Origin of the sequence: Paenibacillus naphthalenovorans, from assembly GCF_001465255.1 — a bacterium.
Lineage (GTDB): Bacteria > Bacillota > Bacilli > Paenibacillales > NBRC-103111 > Paenibacillus_G > Paenibacillus_G naphthalenovorans.
This window is the reverse complement of record NZ_CP013652.1, coordinates 65,482-87,876: the sequence shown is the minus strand read 5'-3', so window position 1 is coordinate 87,876 and position 22,395 is coordinate 65,482. Positions and strand designations below refer to the sequence as shown.

Sequence of the window (22,395 nt, the reverse complement as noted above, 5' to 3'; positions counted from 1 at the left end):
TCCTGCTGCTTGTACGGTTTTAGGTATCTGAAATAAACGCAATCCGGGAAGAAAACTGCTGCCAGAGGCTATGAAATCCGTATGCCTTTCTTGAGCGATTTCAGATCGCCATTCGAATTTACAAGGAGAGGCAGCATCTTCATGCTGCTAGTCATGGGGGAGAGGCACTTCCAGCAAGTTGGCACATGCTCGAAAGCAAAGTTGTCCCGTATCCATCCATTACAGCCTTCCGTCTCGCAAGACCAAATCCTTGTGTATTCCTCAGGGATTTCCTCTAATGACTTTTTGCGAAAATTCATCGTTTTCCTTCTCCTTTGGTCCAAAAAAGAAAAGCTGCTCTCAACACTTGTTAAGAGCAGCTTGCTTTTGGATTCGTTTATCACAGCTTTATAACATCTTATCACAGCCTGCACCGAATGGCAAGTTCGGATTATTTTTCCTGATCCGCCGGGAATTGAAGTCCGATTTGTTGTCTGGCCTCGTCCATAATTTCCAAAGTGGTCATGGAATGGGCATGAGAATTCGTCGCCGATTCCGTTCTCCCGGCTTTCAACAAATCGATAAATTCTTTGACCTCATAATACATCGATTGGCTTCTTTGGGGCCGCGTCAGCTCTTCAACCTTGCCGTCTCTATAGCGGATTTCCACTTTTTCCGGCTGGTTGATTTTATCGATGATCATGGTGCCGTATTCTCCTTGAATTTCGGACGGCAGGTAAGAGCTTGAAATTTTGGAGTGCATGATGACCGCCTCCATCTCCTTGTACTTCATCAGTATGCTTCCTTCCCCGTCCACCCCGGACCCGAGCAGGATGCCGGAGGCCTTGATCTGTTCCGGCTTCCCGAACAGCACTGCCATAGGATAGATGCAATACACGCCTAAATCCATCAAAGAACCATTAGAAAAAACAGGATTGAACGCATTCAAAACGGTTCCCTGCTTATAGGCGTCATAGCGCGAGGAATATTGACAATAGCCGGCAAAATAACGGCGTACCGGACCTATTTTATGCAAGTGCTCCCGGATGGCCTGAAAATTCGGAAGCAGCGTTGACTTTAAGGCTTCCATGAGCAGGACATGATTCTCTTTCGCCGCCGCTATCATGTTACGCAATTCTTGGGTATTGGAGGCTATCGGCTTTTCGCACAATACATGCTTGCCGTGACTCATGCAGAGAATCGCTTGCTGCGCATGAAATGAATTCGGGCTGGCAATATAAACCGCATCGAACACATCGCTTTGCGCCATCTTCCCCAAGTCCGTAAATAGGTGAGGAATATCATGCTTGGCCGCAAATTCCTTGGCCTTCTCTTCCGTACGGGAATACACAGCCGTCAAGGCGAAGTCTTCGATTTCCCGGGCCGCCTTGATGAGCTCCTCCGTGATCCAGTTGGTTCCGATAACAGCAAAACGTATCATATGGACTTCCTTTCCGATATTTATTATGTCATCTTGGGATAGCGCCTGACAGGCTTCCCGGCGATCCCCATTTCATTCTATATCTCTTCCCGGGCTGCGTCCACTTCGGCCGCGAAGCGTTAAGATACCAGCCATTTTACCGATTGCGGTTGTACGGAGTCTATGATACATTTGTTCTATATACAAGATTAGTGTTCTTTTATATGCAACAATATGCGACAGCGCTAAAGGGAGAGACTGCTCCATGGACCATTCGAACCATAACGATTATGTACTTTCGTCCGTTAAAAACGCCCTTCGTATTTTAAACAGCTTTTCCTTGGATGAGCCGGAGAAAAAAGTAACCGATTTGGCCAAATCGCTGGGGTTAGGAAAAAGCACGGTCAGCCGACTGCTGAGTACGCTCGCAAGCGAGGGATTCGTCACCAAGGATCATGAAACGCAAAAATATCGGCTGGGGTTGTCGATTTTGAATTTGAACACGATCGTCACCAGCAATCTGGAAGTTGAAAGGGAATCCTTGCCGGTACTGCATAAACTCGTGGACGACATTCAGGAAACGTGCCATATTGCGGTATTGGACGGCACGGATGTCATCTATATTAAGAAGGTTGAGTGTAAACATCCCATCCAAATCCTGACCCATATCGGCAGAAGGAATCCCGCTTACTGCACAAGCTCGGGAAGGGTGCTGCTCGCCTATCAGGACGAGCAGGTCGTCCGGCGTATTCTTGGGGGTGAACTGAAAGCCTACACGACAAAAACGAATACCGATCCCGAAACGATCCTCAACCTCATCAAAAAAGCCAGAGAGCAAGGATACACCGTATCGGTTGAAGAGTTGAGAGAAGGGGTCACATCGATTTCAGCACCCATCCGGGACTATACAAACCAGGTGGTCAATACATTGACCGTCATCGGCCCTACCCATCGCATGAATCCCGCCAACCTGAAGGGATACATCCACAAAATCATTAGCGCCGCCAACGAAATCTCCGTCAGGCTGGGCTATAGAAAGCGGCATTAAACGTTGTTGCGTTAAAGACCTCTGTCAGCTAAAAGCCGCAGCGAAACAAAGGAGACTGCCGAAGCCGTCTCCTCGCTCGCTTACACTCCCAAATATTGATGCTGAATGTCCTCGTTTGCCAACAGCTCCCCCGGCGTACCCTTCCACACGATTTGCCCTTTGTTCATCACCAAGACTTCATCGGCCGCATCGCATGCCAAATAAAAATTTTGTTCTACCAACAGAATGGATAGGCCGGTTTCCTTCAATTTTTTAATGATATCCCCCACCTGTTCAATCATGACGGGAGCTAATCCTTCCGACGGCTCATCCATCAGGATAAACTGCGGATTGGTCATTAATGCTCTTCCGATCGCCAGCATTTGCTGCTGCCCGCCTGACAGTTGGGTACCCATGTTGTGTTCGCGCTCCCTGAGAACCGGGAACAATGCATACACGCTCTCCAAATCCCAGCTCTTATGCCCCTTATCCTTCTGCCGGCTGTCTTTGGCGGGCACCGTCAAATTCTCCCGGATGGTCAACGAAGGGAAAATGCGCCTTCCCTGGGGCACCAATCCGATGCCAAGGCGCGCGATTTTGTAAGACGGCAGCCCGGAAACCGGTTTGCCCCTATACGTAATGGTTCCCTTGCGCGGGGGCGTCAAGCCGGCGATGGAATGAATCGTGGTCGTTTTGCCCGCTCCATTCCGGCCGAGAAGAGCCACGCACTTCCCTTGGGGCACTTCAAAGGAGAGGCCCTGCAAAATATGACTGTTTCCGTAATACGTATGAACTTCGTCAAGCTTCAGCATGCTGCAGCTTACCTCCCCCGAAGTAAATATCCCTGACCCGCTCGTCGCCGCGAATTTCCTCCGGAGCGCCGCTTAAAAACACTTCACCGTGGTGCAAAACGGTGATGCGGTCGGCAATCGAAAACACCACTTCCATATCATGCTCAATGACCAGCAGGGTAATGGAACGCGGCATGCTCTGAATGAGCTTGGTGGTTTGAACCGTCTCCGCGGGAGACATGCCCGATGTCGGCTCGTCGAGGAGCAGAATTTGCGGTTTGCAGGCCAGGGCGAGCAGCACTTCCAGCAGCCTTTGTTCGCCGTAAGAAAGCTCATTGACGATGCGGCCGCGGCGTTCCCAAAGATTCCACTGCTTCAGCAGTTCTTCGGCTTCCGTTAACAATTCATTATATTGGTAGTAGGGCTTAAAAAAGTTAAACCGGTACGGCTTGCATGCGATGATGGCCAGATGCAGGTTTTCTTCAACGGTCAAGCTGCCGAACAGATTATTTTTTTGAAAGGTTCTGGACATCCCGACACGGACAGCCGTAAAGGCAGGAAGGCCGCTGATTTGTCTGCCGTTCACCTCAACGCTTCCTTCATCGATCGGCAAAGTCCCGGTAATACAATTAAAAAGCGTCGTTTTTCCGGCTCCGTTTGGTCCGATCAGGACATGACGCTCACCGGCCTGCACTTCCAGAGATACATCCTTCAACACCTGCAATCCTTTAAACGATTTGTACAGACGTTCAACCTTTAGCAGACTCAAAGCCGTTCTCCTCCTTTGGAAGCACAGGGTTATCCCGTTTGGTACTCCGTTTGGGTCTGATTTTGCTCCATACCAAATCTGCGATGTGAATGACCCCTCCCCGTCCATAAAGGACGATGGCGACAAAAATCAAGCCCATCACGATCGGCCAACGGTCCGTATAGGAGCTGATATAATTTTGCAGAATGACGAAAAAGCCCGCGCCGACAGCCGGCCCGATCAAGGTTCCGACGCCGCCTACGATAACCATGATCAGCGCTTGGCCGGAGTAACCCCAATGCAGCAGATCGGGCGAAACGTATTCATTAAAGTAGGCATAAAGTCCGCCCGCAAAGCCGGCCATCATGCCGGACAAGGAATACACGATCAGCTTGTAATGCCGCGTATTGTATCCGAGCGCCGTCATGCGCAATTCGTTTTCCTTTATCCCTTTAATGCCTTTTCCTAACGGTGATGAGATCAATGCGCGGAGCAAAAAATAACTCACAAGAAATGCCACAGCGGCTGCATAGTAAAATCCCAGTCGGCTGTGAATTTCGCCTGAACCTAGGTTGAAGCTCGCCGCAACCGCCTTACCGTCAACCCCCCCGGTCAAATTCTCCATTTTATACGCAATGGCGTACAGCATCTGCCCAAACGCCAACGTAATCATTAAAAAATATGCTCCCGACGAACGGATAAACAGCAATCCGGAAACGAAAGCGGCGAACCCCGATAAAACAATAGCCGCAAGGAGCAGCACATAAGTATTGTCCAAGTGTTCGCCAATCAATGTCACCGCATAAGCGCCTACTCCAAAAAAAGCGGCGTGCCCCAGCGATACAAGCCCCGCAAAGCCGATAATCAGCCCGAGGCTCATGACAAAAATGGCCATAATCAGCACTTCGCTTGTCAATTTCAGGCCATACGACGAAAGAACAAGGGGCAGCAGCAGGGTAAAAACGACAAGGGCGGCGCTAAGCGATAAGGTGCTTTTTTTCAAGCATGAGCCCCCCTTCCAAACAGGCCGTTAGGCTTCAGCAATAAAACAATGATCATAATGGCAAAAACCATGGCCATCGTAAACGAAGGGAACCAGACACGTCCCAACGTATCGACGACGCCGATTAAAATCGCCCCTATAAAGGCCCCTTTCCATGTTCCGAGACCGCCAACCACGACAATGACGAGGGATGAAATCAAGATTTCCGAATCGATGCCCACATACATCCCCATGATCGGCCCGCCCAATACACCACTTAAACCAGCCAGCGCGGCTCCCACCGCGAATATGGAGGTAAATACGACTTTAATATGAATGCCAAGCGCGGACAGCATTTCACGATCATCCACTCCGGCCCGTATGATGGCGCCGATGCGCGTTTTATTTTCCATATACCACAGCAGAACCGCAAGAAGACAGCCGACGAAGATAACAAAAATCCGGTACGCCGGGAACGTGATCACCCCCAAGTTCATTGAAGCATCCAGCGCAGCCGGAACAGGCAGTGTCAAAGGGCTCGTTCCCCAGATCCACTTCACCAGATCGGCAAATATAAAGGCAAGCCCGAACGTCAGCAGTACCTGCTCAAGCTCCTTGCCGTACACCCGTTCGAGCAGAAATTTCTCCATCAGGATGCCAAGGATGGCAACAATGATTATCGATATGAGCAAGGAAGGCCAAAATCCCATGTTCTGCTTGACAAAAGTATAGGCGATATATACTCCCGCCAAGTAAAAAGCACCGTGTGCCAAATTGACGATATGCATTAATCCGAAGATAATGGATAGCCCCGCGGCGATCATAAACAAAAGCATGCCGTAGGCCAAACCATTCAAAATATGCATGAGCAGCGTTGTACCAGCCATGGTATCCTCCTCTTTCCTTCAAGGCCATAGACGCATTGGATAATAAAACGGGGGGACAAGCCCCCCCTTGGATATGGCTTGTTAATTCGTCTTAGCCGGCGGCGTTTCCGGTATTTTGAGCCCTTTTGCGGCTATTCCCATGATTTCCTGCGCAATCTTTCCGTCTTTCCATACGTTTTTCGCCAAATACATATCCAAAGCCAGATTGTGCGTTTTCGGATCCATTGCCAGTTCGCCGCGCGGGCTGCTGAAAGTGATATCCTTCAACACCTTGATTAAATCCTCGGACTTCGTACTGCCCGCCTTCTCTATGGCTTTGCTGATGACCTGCGCCGTATCGTATCCTTGAACATTAAAGTAGTTCGGTGTTTTGTTGTATTTCTTCGTAAACTCTTCGACAAACTTATGGTTGGTCGGATTATCCAGTGAAGCGGTATACATCGTGGCCCCGATAATTCCTTCAGCGGCTTTTCCGGCCGGGTCGGTCACTAACGGGTCCAAAAACTCCTGGGTTCCGGTTAATGGAATCTTGCCTTTTACGCCGAATTGCTCGTATTGCTGCACGAAGCGGATGGCGTCGGTTCCGGCCAGGAAAGGGAAGACAAGATCGGGCTTCGTGTTTAAAATATCCGTCAGGTAAGTGGCGTAATCATTCGTCCCCAGCTTTGGCCAGGCTTCCTTGACAATTTCGCCGCCCGCTTGAATGAAGGCCGCCTTAAAGGCCTCTATCGTTTCGTGGCCGGCCGGATAGTCAGGTGCAAGGACGTAGGCCCTTTTCCCGATATTTTTATAAATATATTCGGCTCCCGGCGTACCGTCCTGCCAGTTGGATATGGAGACGCGGTAAATATAATCGCTTTTCTTGTCCCACGAAATATCGTTGGCAGCCGCATTGGCATCAATCAACACCACTTTGTCCTTCTCGATCACATCGCGCAGTGCGTAAACAACGGCGGAGGAAATAGGGCCCGCAAGGATATCGACTTTCTCGCTTTCGACCAGCTGCCGGTATTTGCGGAGGGCGACTTGAGGACTGGCTTCGTCATCCTCGTATTTGATGGTTACAGGACGGTTGCCGATTTTATTGCCGTTCAGCTCAAAATACAGCTCCATTCCTTGTTTAATACTTTCAGACAATGGAGCAAAATTTCCGGAAAAGGACAGAATAGCCCCTATCTTTACAGGCTGATCCCCGCCGCCGGAGGATGATGAGCTGCCGGCGGGACCGGTACTGTTATTGCTGCCGCAAGCGGCAAGAAACATCAGCATCACGGCCAGCATGATCGCAACGATTTTATGTTTTTTTATTTTCAATCCCATTGCATGTGCCCCCCTCAATTCAAAATGTAAGACCGCATGATAAAACCCCATTCAAAGTAAGCGCTTTACTTTTGTCCCCCCTAAATCATTCCAAACGTGCTTTGGTTCATAAAAACATACTTAAATTCATCACATTTAATACGGTTTGATCAGGATAGATCGTCCTCGAAGCGATTTTCCATTGGCCGTTTACTTTCCGGAGCACATCGAGCCGCTCTCCAAAGATTTCTTCCGTTGCAATATCTCCCGCTCTGCTTCGCTTGAACAAAAAATAGCTTCTGACCTCGAACCCGTTCTCATCAGAACCCGATTCGACAAAAATATTCGATATAAAATGACGGGTTCTCGGAGCCGGATTCTCCGCCCAGGCCGATGCGGTATCCAGCCTTTTCACGCGCGTGGTCAACGATGTTTTGGTTTCTTCAAAAAAAGTCATCTCTTCCACAATGCTGGAGCCCTCTTTATTTTCGCGTGTCGCCCTAAGAGGCATTCGATAAATGATGTCGTCCGTAAATAAATCCAGCCATTCCCCAAACCGCCGGTCGTCCAGCAAAAAGGCTTCCCGGTGAAGAAAGCGGGTAATTTGGAGTTGCAGCTCACTATTCATCGCCATGGCCCCCCGCATATTCCTTTCGCATCATTTCCTGTTCACTTTCCGGTCCTTCCCCGGTAAGAAGCTCCAACCAATACTCATGGGTTGCTCTGGATATCGCATCCAGATAACAAGTCGGATAGGCAACGCCGGGTCCGGGCCACGTGTCATCCGGCAGTACCCGGTCAAGACCCATTAAATAATTGAGCAGATTGTTATAGCTGTGGTCTTTGCTTCGGGCCATGATCCCTTTGCTTGATTGGGTCACGCGGATCCAAATCTCCGTATCGTCCTGCTCCAACGTGCCCGAAGGGCCGAAGGAGCTGATATAGCCTTTATAGGCGTCTTCTTTGTATTCGTCCGATGCGGCCTTATCGATCATAAACCAGGACCAAATCTCAATTTTCTCCGGACCTAGCGGGCGCCATACGCGGAAATTCAAGTAATTGTGCAAATGCCCTTCACTTCCATGCACCGGACTGACGAACGACAAATTCGGGAAAATGGAACCTACAAGAACGGTTGCTTTCGAGAAAACCTTTAATTGATCCTCATTCAAGTTTCTTTCGAACATCGGCCACATCTCTTGGGGTAAGCCTTGATACGGGGGTCTTTGCGGTTTGCCCGGAGCGGAGGCCGTGATCACGTTCACTCCATGTCCATGCTGCAGCACCACTTGATGCCCGTAACCGGCATACAGCGGGTCCTGCGGACTGATGCCCATTTCAACCGTCGAACGGTGCGTGGTTTGGACATGATAGGGATCTCCAGAGAAGTTCTCCAATACCAGCTTCCAATTGGTATTCACTACCCATCGCTGCGGGAGTCCCCTGACCTCCATGCCTCCGTCGCTGCGACCCAGCATGATGTCCATATACCATTTCATATCTCCAAGATAATCTTCCAACGGCATGGCATTCGGGTCCAAATTGCCAAAAATCATGCCTTGGTACACGCCGACCTGAGGAATGGGACGCAGCCCCCACTCATCCTTTTTCATTTCTCCGCCATACACCTTGTCACCGGCTACGACGCCAATGAGGTCGCCGTTCAAGTTAAAGCTCCACCCATGGTATGGGCAAGTAAGCGTTTTCTTTCTTCCGAAATCAGCAGTGCATAATTGTGTTCCCCGATGCGGGCAGGAATTGAGAAATGCCTTCAGCTCCCCGCTATTGGTCTTCACCAGCAAAACCGGATCATTGACCATCCATCTTGTCACATAGCTTCCGGGTTCCTTCAGTTCCGTTTCATGCGCTAAAAATTGCCACGTATGAGCAAATATCTTGTCGATTTCCATCTCGTAAATTTGAGGATCCGTTAATATCCACTGGGGAAGCAAGCCCTGCTTCATCTTTTCTTTGAGTGCCTGAAATACGTTTTTGTCTAACTCCTGTTTCAGCATTATTCCCAATCCTCCTTGCAGTTTGCGGATTCACAAGAAGCGGAAGATCTATTCGGGTCTGTTCCGGTTCTTATGCCGTGATATGGGCGGATTCTGTCGATCCGGGCTGAAAAGTCATCACCACATTGGCGCTTGCCGAAGATTGCCCGTATCCGTAATATTTGCTTGTATAATTTCCTTCCAGCACTCCGAGCAGCATCGCCAGATGGCGGCCCCCGGACTCAACGGACGCCGCTTTGGCATATTGGGGAAGCATCTTCCATGCCGATTGCAAATCATTGTGATTGAGATAGTCCAGGAATTGTTTATCCAGCGCCTGTTCGGATATGGACGGCATGACCTCGGGACCTCTCACAAGATTGTGGGAAAGCGCTCCGCTGCTTACAAAAACGGCCCGCTTTTCACTTTCCCGCAATACCTTTCCTACTTGCTGCCCCCACTGATAGGTTTCTTCCAAATTTGCCGCCCATGTCACGGAAAGATCGATAACCGGGATGTCCCCCTTGGGCACGAGATACCGGAGAGGGACAACAGTTCCATAATCCCACACATAGGTCGGATCATTTACTTTTACGACGGAAAGTCCGGCCTGCTGGCCCGCCTCCACCAACCGGCTCCCCAGCTGCTCGTCTCCGGGATATTCATAGGGAACATCGGAAATCAATTCGGGACATTCAAACGCCGTTAGAATGCCTTTGTGATGCGGTGTCGCATCCACAAGATGGTGAAAGCTCGACATCCAATGGCAGGAGATGAGGACGATGACATCCGGTTTCAGGCTTGCAATCACATCTGCGGCTTCATGCATGGATCGAACCAATTCTTTTTGAAACGCCGGTGCTTGCTCCTCATGGCACATACGAGGCGTGTGGGGTACCAGTAAACCCAATTCAATGGACATTTACATTTCCTCCTCCATGTTCATTCACAATTTATCTGCCCGGAATATCCGACACGGATACTCCGCCGATCCCCCAGTGTGTTTTCGGTATTTCAGTGACAATCACACGGACGCTTTCTTTTTTTACTTCCAGTGTATGGCATACCGTCTCCGTAACATTCCGAATCACTTCCTTGACCTTCTCTTCGGATCTTCCTTCCAGCAGTTGAATATTCACAATGGGCATCGTATGGAATCCTCCGCTTACGGTATAGTTTTATTCTGTCACCCTAAAGCCAACCTGCCCCAATCCGTCAAACTTTGCCGTTATCGTATCGCCGGCGTTCAAGATCAGGGCGCCTGTTATACCTCCGGTCAAAATGATGTCTCCCGCTTTTACTTTCTCGCCTTTTCTGGCCAGCATATTGGCCAGCATAGCAACCGAATTGGCCGGATGTCCCAGGACGGCGGCTCCCACCCCCAAATCCTTGATTTCCCCATTGATCGAGAGGGTCACGCCGACCAAATCCAGCTCCAGGTTATCAGGGCGTTGAAGCACGGTTCCAAATACCACCCTGGAAGAGGAAGCATTGTCGGCAATGACATCCGGCAAGGTAAATTTAAAATTTTCGTAACGGCTATCGATAATCTCGAGCGCCGGCACCACATACTCCGTAGCGGCAAGCACCTGGGTTCCCGTAACGGCCGGGCCTTCCATATCTTTGCCCATGACAAAGGCGATCTCCGCCTCCACTTTAGGATGGATCAATTCCCGCATCGAAACCGTTCCGCCTTCGGGAACCGCCATATAGTCGAATATATATCCGTAAATCGGCTCTTCCACGTTCATTTGCTTCATTTTGGCCTGGCTGGTTAGACCCATTTTCGGTCCGATGATCCGATGCCCCCGCTGACGTTTGATCGCGACCAATCCAGCGAGCACTTGATAGGCATCCTCTATGGTCATGTCAGGATAATCAGCCGTAATTCGAACAACTTCACGTTTCTCCATTTCGGCCCGGTGCAGAAATTCGGCTGTAGATTTAAAATCGAGCGCGCGCATCTTCTTCCCTCCCCTAACGGACAGCAGGCTCCTGCCTGGATTTGGCGATTTCCGCCGCTACATCCACAATCATATCTTCTTGACCGCCGACCACTTTCCGCCTGCCAAGTTCAATTAAAATGTCCCGCGAATCAATATTGAATTTTTGGGCTGCACGCTTTGCATGAAGCAGAAAACTGGAGTAGACACCCGCATACCCCATCACCAGGCTGTCTCTCGTGATCTCCTGCGGCACCTGGAGGATAGGCGCTACAATCTCTTCCGCCAGGTCCATCATTTTGTACAAGTCAACCCCTGTAGATAAACCTAATCGTTCCAAAACGGCAATTAAGACTTCCGTTTGGGTATTTCCGGCTCCCGCTCCCAGGCAGCGAACGCTGCCGTCGATTCGGGTAGCCCCTTCTTCTATAGCCACCAACGTATTGGCCATGGCAAGCGATAAATTGTTATGTGCATGGAATCCGATCGGAATGCCCAGATGCTGCCGAAGGGCCCGAATCCGCTCTTTCACTTCATGAGGGAGAAGGGCTCCCGCCGAGTCGACGACATAGACGGTATCCGCTCCGTAGCTCTCCATCAATTTGGCCTGTTCAACAAGCTTTTCGACCGGAGCCATGTGGGACATCATCAGAAATCCAACCGCTTCCAATCCAAGCTCCTTGGTTAAAGCGATATGCTGCGCCGACACATCCGCCTCTGTCACATGGGTAGCAATACGCGCCATTTTGACGCCCAGGTTTGCGGCCTGCCTCAGCTCTTCCATCGTACCGATGCCGGGCAAAAGCAGTACGGCTATCCGGGCTTGCCGGCATACCGCTACCGCAGCCTCAATCAATTCCAGCTCATGGGTGCGGGATAGGCCATACTGCAGGGACGAACCGGCCAGCCCGTCTCCATGAGACACCTCAATATAAGGGATGTTCGCTTCATCCAGCGCTTTGGCCACTTTGGACACCTGGTCTACGGTATACTGGTGGGCGATCGCATGGCTTCCGTCACGCAATGCCACTTCGGTGATTAAAATCCGCTTATCTTGCGTCATGAATGCTCCCTCCTTTATATCGCTTTTTGCGTCAAACGGTGCTGCGCCAATTCTTCGGCCACCTTCACGGCTGCGGCCGTCATGATATCGAGGTTGCCCGAGTACTTCGGCAGGTAATCCCCCGCGCCTTCCACTTCCAGAAATACGGTGACTTTATTTCCTTCAAAGATGGGCTCCGTTCTCAGCCGATAGCCGGGAACGTAAGATTGTACCGATTTGACCATAGCGTGAATCGAATCCTTGATTTTGTCCTCGTCCAATTGTTCTTCCGCCACTAAAGCATACACCGTGTCCCTCATAAGAATAGGTGGCTCGGCCGGATTCAAAATAATAATGGCTTTTCCTTTTTGCGCCCCTCCGATAACTTCAATCCCCCGTGCCGTTGTTTGCGTAAATTCGTCAATGTTCGCACGCGTTCCCGGTCCTGCGCTTTTACTGGATATTGTCGCAACAATTTCCGCATATTGCACCGGACTGACCCGGTTGATCGCATGAACGATCGGGATGGTCGCCTGTCCTCCGCAAGTCACGAGGTTAATATTGTCCTCTGCGATATGCTCGCCAAGGTTGACCGGAGGAATGACCAAAGCGCCGACGGCGGCAGGGGTCAAATCAAGCACGCGCTTTCCCGCTTCCTTCAATAATTTCGCATGGCGGATATGCGCTTTGGCGGAAGTCGCATCAAACACAATGTCCGCAAGCTCCGGACGCTCCAGAAATCCCTTGATCCCCGTAGTAATCGTTTCGAATCCCCGCTCTTTGGCGCGAAGCAGACCGTCGGACTCCGGATCAATACCGATCATGGCGGTTAACTGCAGTATGTTGGAGCGCTCTAATTTCAGCATCAAATCCGTGCCGATATTACCTGATCCCAGAATGGCTGCTTTGATTTTGGACATGGAAGCCCACTCCTTTCATATCTTCGGTACCCTTCATGCTTGAACGCTAAAATCGAACCTTGACATCGCCTAAATGGGCAAATCTCGCCAGGAAAGAATCTCCCGGCCCGGCATTTACGGCAGCGGAAAGAGCGCCTGAGAGAATCACCTCGCCTGCTTTGAGTACAATGCCAAACTCGGATAATTTATTGGCCAGCCAAGCCACGCATGCAGCCGGGTGTCCCAAAGCGGCCGCGCCCACCCCTGTGTTCATGATTTCGCCGTTCTTATACAGAACGACGCCAAGCTGTGCAAGATCGATCTGATCTACGGAATGAGGCTTTCCCCCTAACACATAAAGTCCGGAAGAAGCGTTGTCGGCGATCGTATCCTGCAGTTTAATTTTCCAGTCGGCTATCCTGCTGTCCACAATTTCCAGAGCAGGAATAATATAATCGGTGGCTTTCAAGACATCCATCACCGTAATCCCCGGCCCCGCCAAGTCCTGCTTCAGCACAAAAGCAATCTCGGCTTCGACTTTAGGCTGTAGTACCCGGTCCAAAGTGATTTGGCTCCCGTTTTCCGCCGCCATACTATCCAATAAGTGGCCGTAATCCGGCTGATCCACGCCTAGCAATTGCTGCATGGCAAGGGAGGTCAGGCCGATTTTCTTTCCGACGATGCGCTGTCCGGCGTCCACCTGCTTTTGAATGCCATAAAGCTGAACCTGATAGGCCTGCTCCACCGTCAAATCCGGATCAAGCTCCGTAAGGGGCGAAACCCCTTGACGTTCTGCGACCGCCTTCTCAAGATGTTCGGCATATTGTATCGTTTTCCGATCAAACCTGGAACTCAACGCCATTCCCTCCTATAGTTTGATACAAACATTCGTCAATTCGGTATAGAACTCGAAGCTGTGAATACCGCCTTCACGACCAATGCCGCTTTGCTTCATACCGCCGAACGGAGTCCGTAAATCACGCAAAAACCACGTGTTCACCCAAACGATACCCGCTTCAATCCGGCCTGCTACCCGATGGGCCCGGCGCAGATCATTGGTCCAGATCGACGCGCTCAAGCCGTAGTGTGTATCGTTGGCCTGGGCAATGACTTCTTCTTCTTCATCAAACGGCATCACCGTTACCACCGGCCCGAAAATCTCCTCGCGCACGACGCGGCAATTGCGGTTTAATCCTGTGATGATCGTCGGCTCAAGAAAATATCCCCTCTCCAATCCTTCGGGACGCTTGCCGCCGATCAGAATTTGCCCTCCTTCTTCCTGGGCCAGCCGGATATAGCCGGTTACACGCTCATAATGCTCCGCCCCTACAAGCGCCCCTACCTTTGAATGATGATCAAACGGATCTCCGACAACAAGCTCTTTGGCTTTCGCCGTAAATTTGTGCAGGAATTGTTCGTATACGGGCCGCTCTACATAAATGCGCGACCCGCACAAACACACTTCTCCCTGGTTAATAAAGCTCGATTTCAACGTGGTTTCAATGACTTCATCCAGATCCGCATCGGCAAAGATGATATTCGGATTTTTGCCGCCGAGCTCGTAAGAAAGCTTTTTTAACGACCGGGAGGCCGCCTTCATGATGATTTTCCCGGTTTCCGTTTCCCCCGTGAAGGAAATGGCGTCTACATCGGGATGCTCCGATAATGCCGAACCGGCGGAATCGGGGCCAAAGCCGTTGACAATGTTCACCACGCCGTCGGGCACGCCCGCTTCGCGGCAAATTTCCCCCAGGATCGTAGCCGTCATCGGGGTTAATTCGGCCGGTTTGATGACGCACGTATTGCCAGCTGCAAGACAGGGAGCCAGCTTCCAGGTCAGCAATAGCAGAGGCAGGTTCCAGGGATTAATCAAGCCGACGACGCCTACTGGACGACGAATGGAATAGTTGATAGCAACGTCATCCGTATGGTAAGCTTCGTTGCCGACAGAACGCAGATAATCGGCAAAGAAATGAAAGTTAAAGGCGGAGCGCGGAATATCGACCGAGCTTGAAAGCCATAACGGTTTGCCGGTGTCCAGCGATTCCAGCCTGGCTAACTCATCCTTTCGCTCCAGAATAATATCTCCGATCCGGCGAATCACGGCAATACGGTCATTGAGGGTCATGGTTTTCCACGGTCCGTTTAACGCTCTTCTCGCCGCTCCCACAGCGAGGTCAATTTCTTCCTTCCCGCCTTCGGAGACCTTGCCCAATACTTCTTCCGTTGCCGGATTAATATTATCAAAGGTCCTTCCGTTGAAGGATGAAATATATTGTCCGTTTATGAAATGCTTGCAATCCATAGATCTTACTTGATCTTGTACAGCCGACATAAGTGAACCTCCTTATTTTTGGAAGGAATTTTTGGAATAAAATTGAAATACAGCGCTTACATATTGCTTTTTTTATTAGCTTACCTGAAGACCATTTTATATACAACACCATTGTTCCTCTATACGCAACAATTAAATTTATTTTTTAAAGTATTTTTTTGTGATCCTGGCTGTGCTAAAATAAGTACATTTCCTTATACAAGACTATTGTTCTTGTATATGCAACAATTTGGCGTCGATCACCGTGGCTTATGAAGCGGACGATGCAAGGAGCGTGGTTTGATGTTTGATGTGCACACCCACTTTATTCCCCCGGATGTGATGCTCTGGCTGAAGGATCATCAACAGACCGTCCATGCCAAGTGGGAAAGAAGAGCACCGGATCAGGAAGATTTTCTAACGGTGAACGGCAAATGGAGCTTTGAACTGAAAAAGGCTTTTATTGAACCCCATCGATACCTGCAGGAACAGGAAGCGGCCGGCGTTGCTCATTCCCTGGTTTCACCGATCCCCCAGCTTTTTATGTATGACTTTCCCGATGAAATCACAGATGAACTCTCCGCCGTCTATAACCGATCGCTGGCCGATTGGGTCCAGACCCATCCCGACAGAATTTCTGCATTGGCCACCGTTCCGCTGAACAATCCCGTTCTTGCGGCAAAAGAATTAAAGCAGTCGATGGAGTGGGGATTAAAAGGGGCCATTATCGGGCCCGGCCTATCCCATCGGATGCTGACGGACGATTTTTTTACCCCGTTCTGGGAGGAAGCCGATGCCCGGAGAGCGATTATTTTTATCCATCCGTTACTGTGCGAAGACCCTCGTCTAAAGAAGCGAATGATGCCCAATCTCATCGGCGTTCCCTGGGAGACGACGGTGTGTGCTGCGGATTTATTGCTGAGCGGAATGTTGGACAAATATCGGAACGTCAAAATATTACTGGCCCATGGAGGCGGATTTCTGCCTTACCAGATCGGGCGCTTGAATGAAGGCTATACCAAATGGAAAGCGGTTTCCTCTATGCTGGAAAGCCCTCCCGGCGATTATTTGCGCCGTTTCTGGTTTGACACGGTGCTGTGGAATGGAGCAAGCTTGCGCTGCCTGATTGATTTGGTAGGTGAAGAACAAGTGGTTCCCGGCTCCGATTTTCCATTCGATCTTTGCTCATGGCCCCCCGAATTCGACGGCGGAACCGGCATTAAGGGACTTATGGGATGACAGCTTCGGACCGGCATTTTTTTACCGGAATGAAAGCGCTTGCGTTACGGTGGCAGGTTTTGATTTTCATAGATTTGGGATTTAAGCCAATAACATCATTACAGGAGGTCTCAACCATGCGTACACAAGTGGGAATTATCGGGGCGGGACCGGCAGGTCTCATGCTTTCGCATCTTCTGCATCTCCAGGGAATAGAGTCGGTCATCATCGAGAACCGGACCCGCGAAGAAATCGAGGGAACGATCCGTGCAGGCGTACTTGAACAGGGCACCGTCGATCTCATGAAAGCAACGGGCGTCGGCGAACGGCTTAGCCGGGAAGCGCATTTTCACCATGGGATCGAGCTTCGCTTCAACCGCAAGGGCCACCGCATTAACATGCATGAGCTTACCGGCGGAAAGAATGTGACGGTATATGCCCAGCATGAGGTCATCAAGGATCTGGTTGCCGCCCGTCTCCAAGCCGGCGGGGAATTGATTTTCAATGCGGGCGACGTCAGCCTGCACGATCTGGACACCGCCACACCGAAAATCCGTTTCCGCAAGGACAAAGCTGGAGAGCTCCAGGAAATCGTTTGTGACTTTATCGCCGGATGCGACGGCTTCCACGGCCCGTGCAGAGCGGCGATCCCGGGAACCGTCCGCAAGACTTACGAGAAAAAATATCCGCTCGGCTGGCTCGGCATCCTTATCGAAGCACCGCCGTCAGCGCCTGAACTGGTCTACGCCCATCATGAACGCGGTTTTGCACTGCTCAGCACACGTTCACCGGAGATTCAGCGCCTCTACATCCAGGTCGATCCCACAGATGACATCGCCAACTGGTCCGACGACCGCATATGGACGGAGCTCCATGCCAGGCTGGAGACCGATGAAGGGTGGAAACTGATCGAAGGCCCGATTATTCAGAAGGGCATCATTGCCATGCGCAGCTTTGTGTGCGATCCGATGCAGTACGGCAGGCTCTTCCTGGCCGGAGACGCGGCGCATATCGTCCCGCCGACTGGCGCCAAAGGGCTTAATCTGGCCGTTGCGGATGTCCAAGTCCTGGCACGCGGCTTTGACGCCTTCTACAAAACCAGAAAAACGGAGCTGCTTGAGCGTTATTCCGCGACCTGTCTGCGCCGCATCTGGAAGGCCGAGCGCTTCTCCTCTTTCATGACATCACTGCTGCACGTCAATATGGACCACAGCCCGTTCGAGCGAGGTATCCAACTTGCCGAACTGGATTATATCACTTCCTCCCGGGCCGCCTCGACCAGCCTTGCAGAGAACTATGTCGGGCTCCCCATGGAATGGTAAGAAAAACACAACGGGCGCACACCGATTAGGTGATGCGCCCGTTGAGCATGGTCTCCTATGGATATGTATACTTTATAGGCGTAGGCCGCCTCCAGCTGCAATGCCGGACGGCGGCCGCTGCATTGACCTCTGATCTATTTTCAACCTTGTCAGCTTGGGTATGGGAAATCCGAGGTTTTACCGTTTGATCAAATCTGCCGCTGCCGCTTGTTTCCTCCAAACGGAATCACGGGACTGTCATTCACCGTTTGGTCGTTCATATGGGTCATTCCGCTCTCGATTTGCAGCGCAAGCTCCTCTCCTCTTTCCAGATCAGACGTAACGATAGAGGAGCTTAAACCATATTCCGTATCGCTTGCAATGGCGCTGGCAGTGGGGGTGTGCCTCTCCCAGTGGCCACTGCGCTGAAAATCAGCCTTACAGGCGGCGTTTTCCCGGCGCGCTGTTAGATGGATTTTCAATCTAACGGACGCCGGCGGACGCCTCATACACAGTGCCTTTCGCTTCCATATACACATCTAACGCAGCCTGCACGGCCCGGCCGGCGTCGATTTTGGCCCGGTGCCGGATCAGCACGGCTTCAAGCGCACCCAGTACATGAAGCACATTTCTTTGATTGCTGCTGTATCCCATGGTACCGATTCTCCAAATTTTCCCCTTCAGCGGGCCGAAGGAGCTGGCAATCTCCACACTAAACTCGCTGAGCAGCATATGCATCACCGAATCCCCCGATATTCCCTCCGGGACTTGAACACAGGTCACTACCGGAAGCTTGCAGTCCGGATCGCCGAACAGCAACAATCCCATGGCCTGCAGCCCGGCGACCAGAGCCATTTCCTGGAGCTTATGCCGGGCAAAACGCTGCTCCAATCCCTCCTCCAGCACAAGGCGCAAGCCTTCCCTGAGCGCATACAGCATGGAGGTAGCCTCCGTATGGTGGTTCAAACGGCGCGGTCCCCAATAGTCCTGCAGCTGGCTCAAGTCGAAATAATTGCTGCGGATCGTTCTCCCCGAACAGCTCAAGTCGACATGGGGATCGCGCAGGCCGCGCTCCACTTGCTTGCGTCTGCGGATTTTCGCTTCCGCTCTCTCGTTGTAGGTGATCGGGACCATGCCGGACGGCACCGACAGGCATTTTTGCGTACCGCCTATCGCCGCATCAATCATCCATTCGTCTACCCGTACGTCCGTCCCTCCGATCGTAGCCACCGCATCCACAATGAACAGCGCATCCAGCTCCCGGCACGCCCGGCCGATCTCCTGAAGAGGCTGCATCCGGCCTGTAGACGTCTCTCCGTGCACCATAGCAACCACATCCGGACGTTCCCGCTTCATCAAGGCGATGACCTGCCCGGGGTCAAATACTTTGCCCCACTCTTGTTCCATTGTCATCACCTCGGCTCCGCACCGCTCGGCGATTTCCGCGAGAAGATGTCCGAATCGCCCGTAAATGGGAACCAATACCTTGTCGCCCGGCTCAATAAGACTGACCATGACGGCCTCGATACCGGAGCGGGAAGTACCGTCGATCGGAAAGGCATACTCATTCCCGGTTTGAAACACTTCACGCAGCATGCCCATCGTTTCATTCATGATATCGGTAAATTCGGGATCGAACTGCCCCAGAATCGGCGTGGCCATCGCCCTCAGCACGCGCGGATCCACCTCCACAGGGCCGGGGGTCATGATGGTGCGCAATGACGGTGCCAGATCTTTGTATTTTCTCATCGCAATTCCTCCTTGTAACCGTACAAATACAACCATTCCACCAACGTAACGATGCCGTCCGCCAAATCCCGGGGATCGCTGTACTCCAGCGGCGAGTGGCTGATCCCTTCTTTGCTCGGAACAAACAGCATGGTCGTCGGGCAGACTGCCTGAAACATCTGCGCATCATGCCCCGCTCCGCTGAACATAGAGCGGTAGGCCAAGCCGCGCCCTTCACAGATGGATGCCAAGCTGCGGTTCATATCCACATTCATCCGGACCGGGTGCATGCTCATCCATTCATGAAAATCGACCGACAGCTGCCTCCGCTCGGCGATCTCTGCAAAAACGCTCTTGAATGTGCTGCAAAACTGCTCCAGCACTTCCGAATCGGCATCGCGAACATCCACCGTAAAAACGACCTGGCCGGGGATGACATTGGCCAAATTAGGCTGTACCTGCAGTTGACCCGTCGTAGCCACGAAAGGCTCCCTTTGCGACAAAGCCGTTTTTTCCAGAAACGCTATCATTTCGCACGCTCCGGCCAATGCATCCCGGCGCAGCTTCATCGGTGTGGTTCCCGCATGGTTGGCCGTTCCGTCGACCCGCACCATAAACCGCTTTTGCCCGACGATGCCGTCCACGATTCCGATAGACAGCCGTTCCCGTTCGAGGACTAATCCCTGTTCGATATGCAGCTCTATGAAGCCGGCAAGAGCGCTGCGGCGCGGCGACGGATACCTGCCGAGCCCGAAGCCTGCGGCCTCCATCGCTTCCTGCAGGCTGATGCCGTCGATATCCCGAATCGCCGGAACCGCATCCAGAGCGTACTTTCCCGTAATATTGCCCGATCCCCAATACGTCAGCGGAAAACGGCTGCCCTCTTCTTCACACAATGAAACAACCTCCAGCGTTCTCCGCGGAGCCCCAAACCGTTCCTGCAAATATGTCAGCGCAATCATGCCGGCCAATATCCCGTAAGCGCCGTCGTACCTGCCGCCGCACTTGACGGTGTCGAGATGGGAACCCGTCAGCAGGACCGGCTCATCCGGACGGCTTCCCTCCAACCGCCCGAACAAATTGCCGCAATCGTCGTAATAGGCGTGCAGTCCCGCCTCTGCCATCCGCCGGGCCAGCGCTTGCTGGGCCAAGCTCCAGGCGTCGCTGTACAGGAAACGGGTAACTCCTCCCGACGCATCCTTGCCATAGTCCGCCAACCATTCAATCGCCTGCTGAATATCCGCTGCAAATCGTGAACGGTCGCTATCGGACACTTGAAGTTCGGTCACGTATTTATCTGCCATCTTGAAGCACCCTTTCACGAAAAATCTGCCCGGATTGTTTAACGATAACGATAAAGAAAATATGCATTTTCAGCGGTGCTGAACGCCTCCGAATCGCAGCCGCTCATCCCTGAACGGCTTTACTTGACGGTTCAGGAGCGCAGCCATCGTCCGTCTTTGGGATTCGTTATGCCGGATTGCCAATCATAAACGAGCTGCCCCCGAACGAGCGTGTACTTTACCCGGCATTCCATTTGTTTGCCTACATAAGGATTGTGCTTATGCCGATCGTACAAATGCTCCTTCTGCAAAACGTAGGGCGCGGAAAAATCGACGATCGCCAAATCCGCATCCGCCCCTGGCCTGATCTCCCCCTTTGTACTGTGCAGCCCAAAGCGGCGGGCCGGATGGGTGGACAGCATGCGGCATAATAAAGGGAGCGGAATGTCCCGCCGGACGTAGCCTTCGCCAAGGAACAGCTCCAGAGAGCTTTGCGCCCCGGAAATGCCTCCCCAAATGTCGAACCAATTGTCGGACACCTTCAGCTCCGGCGGGCAGGGAGAATGGTCCGAGCTAATCATGTCGATATCTCCTTGCCTTATCGCCTCCCACAAGCCTTCCAGTTCCTCTTCCGTGCGCAGCGGAGGCGCGCACTTGGCCAGCGCCCCGATCTCCTCCATGGCATCGCCTGTGAGCATCAGGTAATGCGGGCAGGTTTCGAGCGTTACATTCAAGCCCGCCCGCTTGGCGGTACGGATCTCCATTACCGCCGCAGGACTGCTGATATGGACAAAATGCAGCGCGCAGCCCGTCAGCTCCGCATAATACAAAGCTCTGCGGACCGCTTCAAACTCGGCATAAATCGGCCTGGAGTACAAATAATCCTTTGCTGAAACCAGTCCTTTGCTTTGCTTCTCGGCAGCCAGCGCGCTGATGATCGGTTCGCTTTCGGCATGCAGGGCGAGAATTTTGCCCAATCTTGCAATCTCCCGCATCCCCTGATAAAGCGTCCGGTCGTCGACTTCGCGAAAAGCCCCCTCCTGCTTCCCGCCGGCTGCGGACAGGAAGGCTTTAAACCCGATCACTCCCGCTTCCGCTAAAGGCGCAAGCTGCTCTACATTACCGGGAACAAGCCCGCCCCAGAACGCATAATCGATGCAGGAGCGCTGCTTGGCCAGCTCCAGCTTTTCCTTCAAGGCCGCCACCGTCGTCGTCGGCGGGAGGCAGTTGAGCGGCATATCGAAGTATGTCGTGCACCCTCCTGCGGCCAGTGCGGCCGAACCGCTTGGAATGCCTTCCCAATTACCCAGGCCCGGCTCATTCAAATGAACATGGACGTCGATCATCCCCGGAACGGCCACTTGACCTCTGGCGTCAATCTCCATTCGGGCGGACTCCGCAATCGTCTCCTGAATGCAGGTAATCACCCCTCCAGCAATGCCGATATCCATTCGCTCAATCCGGTCATACCCGACGATATGCCCGCCCTTGATCACTACATCGAATTCCGCCGCCATGCTGTTTCCTCCTAGTCCGTTTA

The 22,395-nt window shown here is 52.0% G+C and carries 22 protein-coding genes and 1 pseudogene; 3 read left to right on the top strand and 20 right to left on the bottom strand.

Translation table 11 applies throughout. The annotated features are described in order from the left end of the window. Positions 1-68 precede the first annotated feature (68 nt). A complete protein-coding gene (locus tag IJ22_RS25500; protein ID WP_074728037.1) occupies positions 69-299 on the bottom strand; it encodes a cold-shock protein in 231 nt (76 codons plus the stop codon). A gap of 131 nt (positions 300-430) precedes the next feature. Further along, positions 431-1,420 (bottom strand): Gfo/Idh/MocA family protein, encoded by a 990-nt coding sequence (locus tag IJ22_RS00420; protein WP_062406384.1) that lies wholly within the window; start codon positions 1,418-1,420, stop codon positions 431-433. 244 nt (positions 1,421-1,664) lie between these two features. Between IJ22_RS00420 and IJ22_RS00415 the strand changes: the two genes are divergently transcribed. After that, on the top strand, positions 1,665-2,447 hold the full coding sequence (locus IJ22_RS00415) for an IclR family transcriptional regulator (protein ID WP_062406382.1): 783 nt from the start codon (positions 1,665-1,667) through the stop codon (positions 2,445-2,447). An 80-nt stretch (positions 2,448-2,527) separates the two neighbouring features. On the opposite strand, the gene IJ22_RS00410 is transcribed toward IJ22_RS00415, so the two are convergent. The 14 genes from IJ22_RS00410 to IJ22_RS00345 form a co-directional block, all read right to left on the bottom strand. After that, positions 2,528-3,238: an ABC transporter ATP-binding protein gene (locus IJ22_RS00410; protein WP_062406381.1), complete on the bottom strand. Its 711-nt coding sequence runs from the start codon at positions 3,236-3,238 to the stop codon at positions 2,528-2,530. After that, positions 3,225-3,986 (bottom strand): ABC transporter ATP-binding protein, encoded by a 762-nt coding sequence (locus IJ22_RS00405; protein WP_062406379.1) that lies wholly within the window; start codon positions 3,984-3,986, stop codon positions 3,225-3,227. Before IJ22_RS00405 ends, IJ22_RS00410 begins: the two co-directional genes overlap by 14 nt. Next, positions 3,967-4,968, bottom strand: coding sequence for a branched-chain amino acid ABC transporter permease (locus tag IJ22_RS00400; protein WP_062406377.1), 1,002 nt, complete (start codon positions 4,966-4,968; stop codon positions 3,967-3,969). Before IJ22_RS00400 ends, IJ22_RS00405 begins: the two co-directional genes overlap by 20 nt. Continuing rightward, positions 4,965-5,834 carry a branched-chain amino acid ABC transporter permease gene (locus IJ22_RS00395; protein ID WP_062406375.1) on the bottom strand — a complete coding sequence of 290 codons (870 nt, stop codon included), beginning with the start codon at positions 5,832-5,834 and terminating at the stop codon, positions 4,965-4,967. The genes IJ22_RS00400 and IJ22_RS00395 overlap by 4 nt, the downstream gene beginning before the upstream one ends. A gap of 81 nt (positions 5,835-5,915) precedes the next feature. Further along, complete coding sequence (locus IJ22_RS00390; RefSeq protein WP_062406373.1) at positions 5,916-7,154, bottom strand: ABC transporter substrate-binding protein; 1,239 nt, start codon at positions 7,152-7,154, stop codon at positions 5,916-5,918. A gap of 106 nt (positions 7,155-7,260) precedes the next feature. Continuing rightward, positions 7,261-7,761 (bottom strand): aromatic-ring-hydroxylating dioxygenase subunit beta, encoded by a 501-nt coding sequence (locus tag IJ22_RS00385; protein ID WP_054817587.1) that lies wholly within the window; start codon positions 7,759-7,761, stop codon positions 7,261-7,263. Next, positions 7,754-9,148, bottom strand: coding sequence for an aromatic ring-hydroxylating oxygenase subunit alpha (locus tag IJ22_RS00380; RefSeq protein WP_062406371.1), 1,395 nt, complete (start codon positions 9,146-9,148; stop codon positions 7,754-7,756). The genes IJ22_RS00385 and IJ22_RS00380 overlap by 8 nt, the downstream gene beginning before the upstream one ends. A gap of 70 nt (positions 9,149-9,218) precedes the next feature. Beyond that, complete coding sequence (locus tag IJ22_RS00375; RefSeq protein WP_054817586.1) at positions 9,219-10,049, bottom strand: DODA-type extradiol aromatic ring-opening family dioxygenase; 831 nt, start codon at positions 10,047-10,049, stop codon at positions 9,219-9,221. A gap of 31 nt (positions 10,050-10,080) precedes the next feature. Beyond that, positions 10,081-10,275, bottom strand: a complete 195-nt coding sequence (locus IJ22_RS00370; protein ID WP_054817585.1) for a 4-oxalocrotonate tautomerase — start codon at positions 10,273-10,275, stop codon at positions 10,081-10,083. Between the two features lie 30 nt (positions 10,276-10,305). Beyond that, on the bottom strand, positions 10,306-11,091 hold the full coding sequence (locus tag IJ22_RS00365) for a 2-keto-4-pentenoate hydratase (protein WP_062406369.1): 786 nt from the start codon (positions 11,089-11,091) through the stop codon (positions 10,306-10,308). A gap of 13 nt (positions 11,092-11,104) precedes the next feature. Beyond that, positions 11,105-12,133 carry a 4-hydroxy-2-oxovalerate aldolase gene (gene dmpG, locus IJ22_RS00360; protein WP_062406367.1) on the bottom strand — a complete coding sequence of 343 codons (1,029 nt, stop codon included), beginning with the start codon at positions 12,131-12,133 and terminating at the stop codon, positions 11,105-11,107. 14 nt (positions 12,134-12,147) lie between these two features. Further along, positions 12,148-13,032, bottom strand: a complete 885-nt coding sequence (locus IJ22_RS00355; protein ID WP_062406366.1) for an acetaldehyde dehydrogenase (acetylating) — start codon at positions 13,030-13,032, stop codon at positions 12,148-12,150. Positions 13,033-13,078: 46 nt separating this feature from the next. Further along, positions 13,079-13,867, bottom strand: coding sequence for a 2-keto-4-pentenoate hydratase (locus IJ22_RS00350; RefSeq protein WP_418007071.1), 789 nt, complete (start codon positions 13,865-13,867; stop codon positions 13,079-13,081). A gap of 12 nt (positions 13,868-13,879) precedes the next feature. After that, positions 13,880-15,346: an aldehyde dehydrogenase gene (locus IJ22_RS00345; protein ID WP_062406362.1), complete on the bottom strand. Its 1,467-nt coding sequence runs from the start codon at positions 15,344-15,346 to the stop codon at positions 13,880-13,882. A gap of 282 nt (positions 15,347-15,628) precedes the next feature. Here IJ22_RS00345 and IJ22_RS00340 point away from each other — a divergent pair, with 282 nt between their 5' ends. Further along, positions 15,629-16,564 carry an amidohydrolase family protein gene (locus tag IJ22_RS00340; protein WP_062406360.1) on the top strand — a complete coding sequence of 312 codons (936 nt, stop codon included), beginning with the start codon at positions 15,629-15,631 and terminating at the stop codon, positions 16,562-16,564. Between the two features lie 116 nt (positions 16,565-16,680). Then, positions 16,681-17,865 carry a 4-hydroxybenzoate 3-monooxygenase gene (pobA, locus tag IJ22_RS00335; protein ID WP_062406358.1) on the top strand — a complete coding sequence of 395 codons (1,185 nt, stop codon included), beginning with the start codon at positions 16,681-16,683 and terminating at the stop codon, positions 17,863-17,865. A 206-nt stretch (positions 17,866-18,071) separates the two neighbouring features. Here pobA and IJ22_RS26620 read toward each other — a convergent pair. From IJ22_RS26620 to IJ22_RS00315, 4 genes and pseudogenes are all read right to left on the bottom strand, one after another. Beyond that, a pseudogene (locus IJ22_RS26620) lies at positions 18,072-18,227 on the bottom strand (aldehyde dehydrogenase family protein); the annotation flags it as partial. Positions 18,228-18,327: 100 nt separating this feature from the next. Next, entirely contained in the window at positions 18,328-19,593 is a 1,266-nt protein-coding gene (locus IJ22_RS00325) for a pyridoxal-phosphate-dependent aminotransferase family protein (RefSeq protein ID WP_062406354.1), read from the bottom strand. Then, positions 19,590-20,876 (bottom strand): Zn-dependent hydrolase, encoded by a 1,287-nt coding sequence (locus IJ22_RS00320; RefSeq protein WP_062406352.1) that lies wholly within the window; start codon positions 20,874-20,876, stop codon positions 19,590-19,592. Before IJ22_RS00320 ends, IJ22_RS00325 begins: the two co-directional genes overlap by 4 nt. 131 nt (positions 20,877-21,007) lie before the next feature. Next, positions 21,008-22,372: an allantoinase gene (locus IJ22_RS00315; RefSeq protein ID WP_062406350.1), complete on the bottom strand. Its 1,365-nt coding sequence runs from the start codon at positions 22,370-22,372 to the stop codon at positions 21,008-21,010. Positions 22,373-22,395 lie beyond the last annotated feature (23 nt).

Coding starts and splice junctions, on each gene's coding strand:
- IJ22_RS25500 (WP_074728037.1), bottom strand. CDS start 299: ATGAATTTTCGCAAAAAGTCATTAGAGGAAATCCCTGAGGAATACACA.
- IJ22_RS00420 (WP_062406384.1), bottom strand. CDS start 1,420: ATGATACGTTTTGCTGTTATCGGAACCAACTGGATCACGGAGGAGCTC.
- IJ22_RS00415 (WP_062406382.1), top strand. CDS start 1,665: ATGGACCATTCGAACCATAACGATTATGTACTTTCGTCCGTTAAAAAC.
- IJ22_RS00410 (WP_062406381.1), bottom strand. CDS start 3,238: ATGCTGAAGCTTGACGAAGTTCATACGTATTACGGAAACAGTCATATT.
- IJ22_RS00395 (WP_062406375.1), bottom strand. CDS start 5,834: ATGGCTGGTACAACGCTGCTCATGCATATTTTGAATGGTTTGGCCTAC.
- IJ22_RS00390 (WP_062406373.1), bottom strand. CDS start 7,154: ATGGGATTGAAAATAAAAAAACATAAAATCGTTGCGATCATGCTGGCC.
- IJ22_RS00385 (WP_054817587.1), bottom strand. CDS start 7,761: ATGAATAGTGAGCTGCAACTCCAAATTACCCGCTTTCTTCACCGGGAA.
- IJ22_RS00380 (WP_062406371.1), bottom strand. CDS start 9,148: ATGCTGAAACAGGAGTTAGACAAAAACGTATTTCAGGCACTCAAAGAA.
- IJ22_RS00375 (WP_054817586.1), bottom strand. CDS start 10,049: ATGTCCATTGAATTGGGTTTACTGGTACCCCACACGCCTCGTATGTGC.
- IJ22_RS00370 (WP_054817585.1), bottom strand. CDS start 10,275: ATGCCCATTGTGAATATTCAACTGCTGGAAGGAAGATCCGAAGAGAAG.
- IJ22_RS00365 (WP_062406369.1), bottom strand. CDS start 11,091: ATGCGCGCGCTCGATTTTAAATCTACAGCCGAATTTCTGCACCGGGCC.
- dmpG (WP_062406367.1), bottom strand. CDS start 12,133: ATGACGCAAGATAAGCGGATTTTAATCACCGAAGTGGCATTGCGTGAC.
- IJ22_RS00355 (WP_062406366.1), bottom strand. CDS start 13,032: ATGTCCAAAATCAAAGCAGCCATTCTGGGATCAGGTAATATCGGCACG.
- IJ22_RS00345 (WP_062406362.1), bottom strand. CDS start 15,346: ATGTCGGCTGTACAAGATCAAGTAAGATCTATGGATTGCAAGCATTTC.
- IJ22_RS00340 (WP_062406360.1), top strand. CDS start 15,629: ATGTTTGATGTGCACACCCACTTTATTCCCCCGGATGTGATGCTCTGG.
- pobA (WP_062406358.1), top strand. CDS start 16,681: ATGCGTACACAAGTGGGAATTATCGGGGCGGGACCGGCAGGTCTCATG.
- IJ22_RS00325 (WP_062406354.1), bottom strand. CDS start 19,593: ATGAGAAAATACAAAGATCTGGCACCGTCATTGCGCACCATCATGACC.
- IJ22_RS00320 (WP_062406352.1), bottom strand. CDS start 20,876: ATGGCAGATAAATACGTGACCGAACTTCAAGTGTCCGATAGCGACCGT.
- IJ22_RS00315 (WP_062406350.1), bottom strand. CDS start 22,372: ATGGCGGCGGAATTCGATGTAGTGATCAAGGGCGGGCATATCGTCGGG.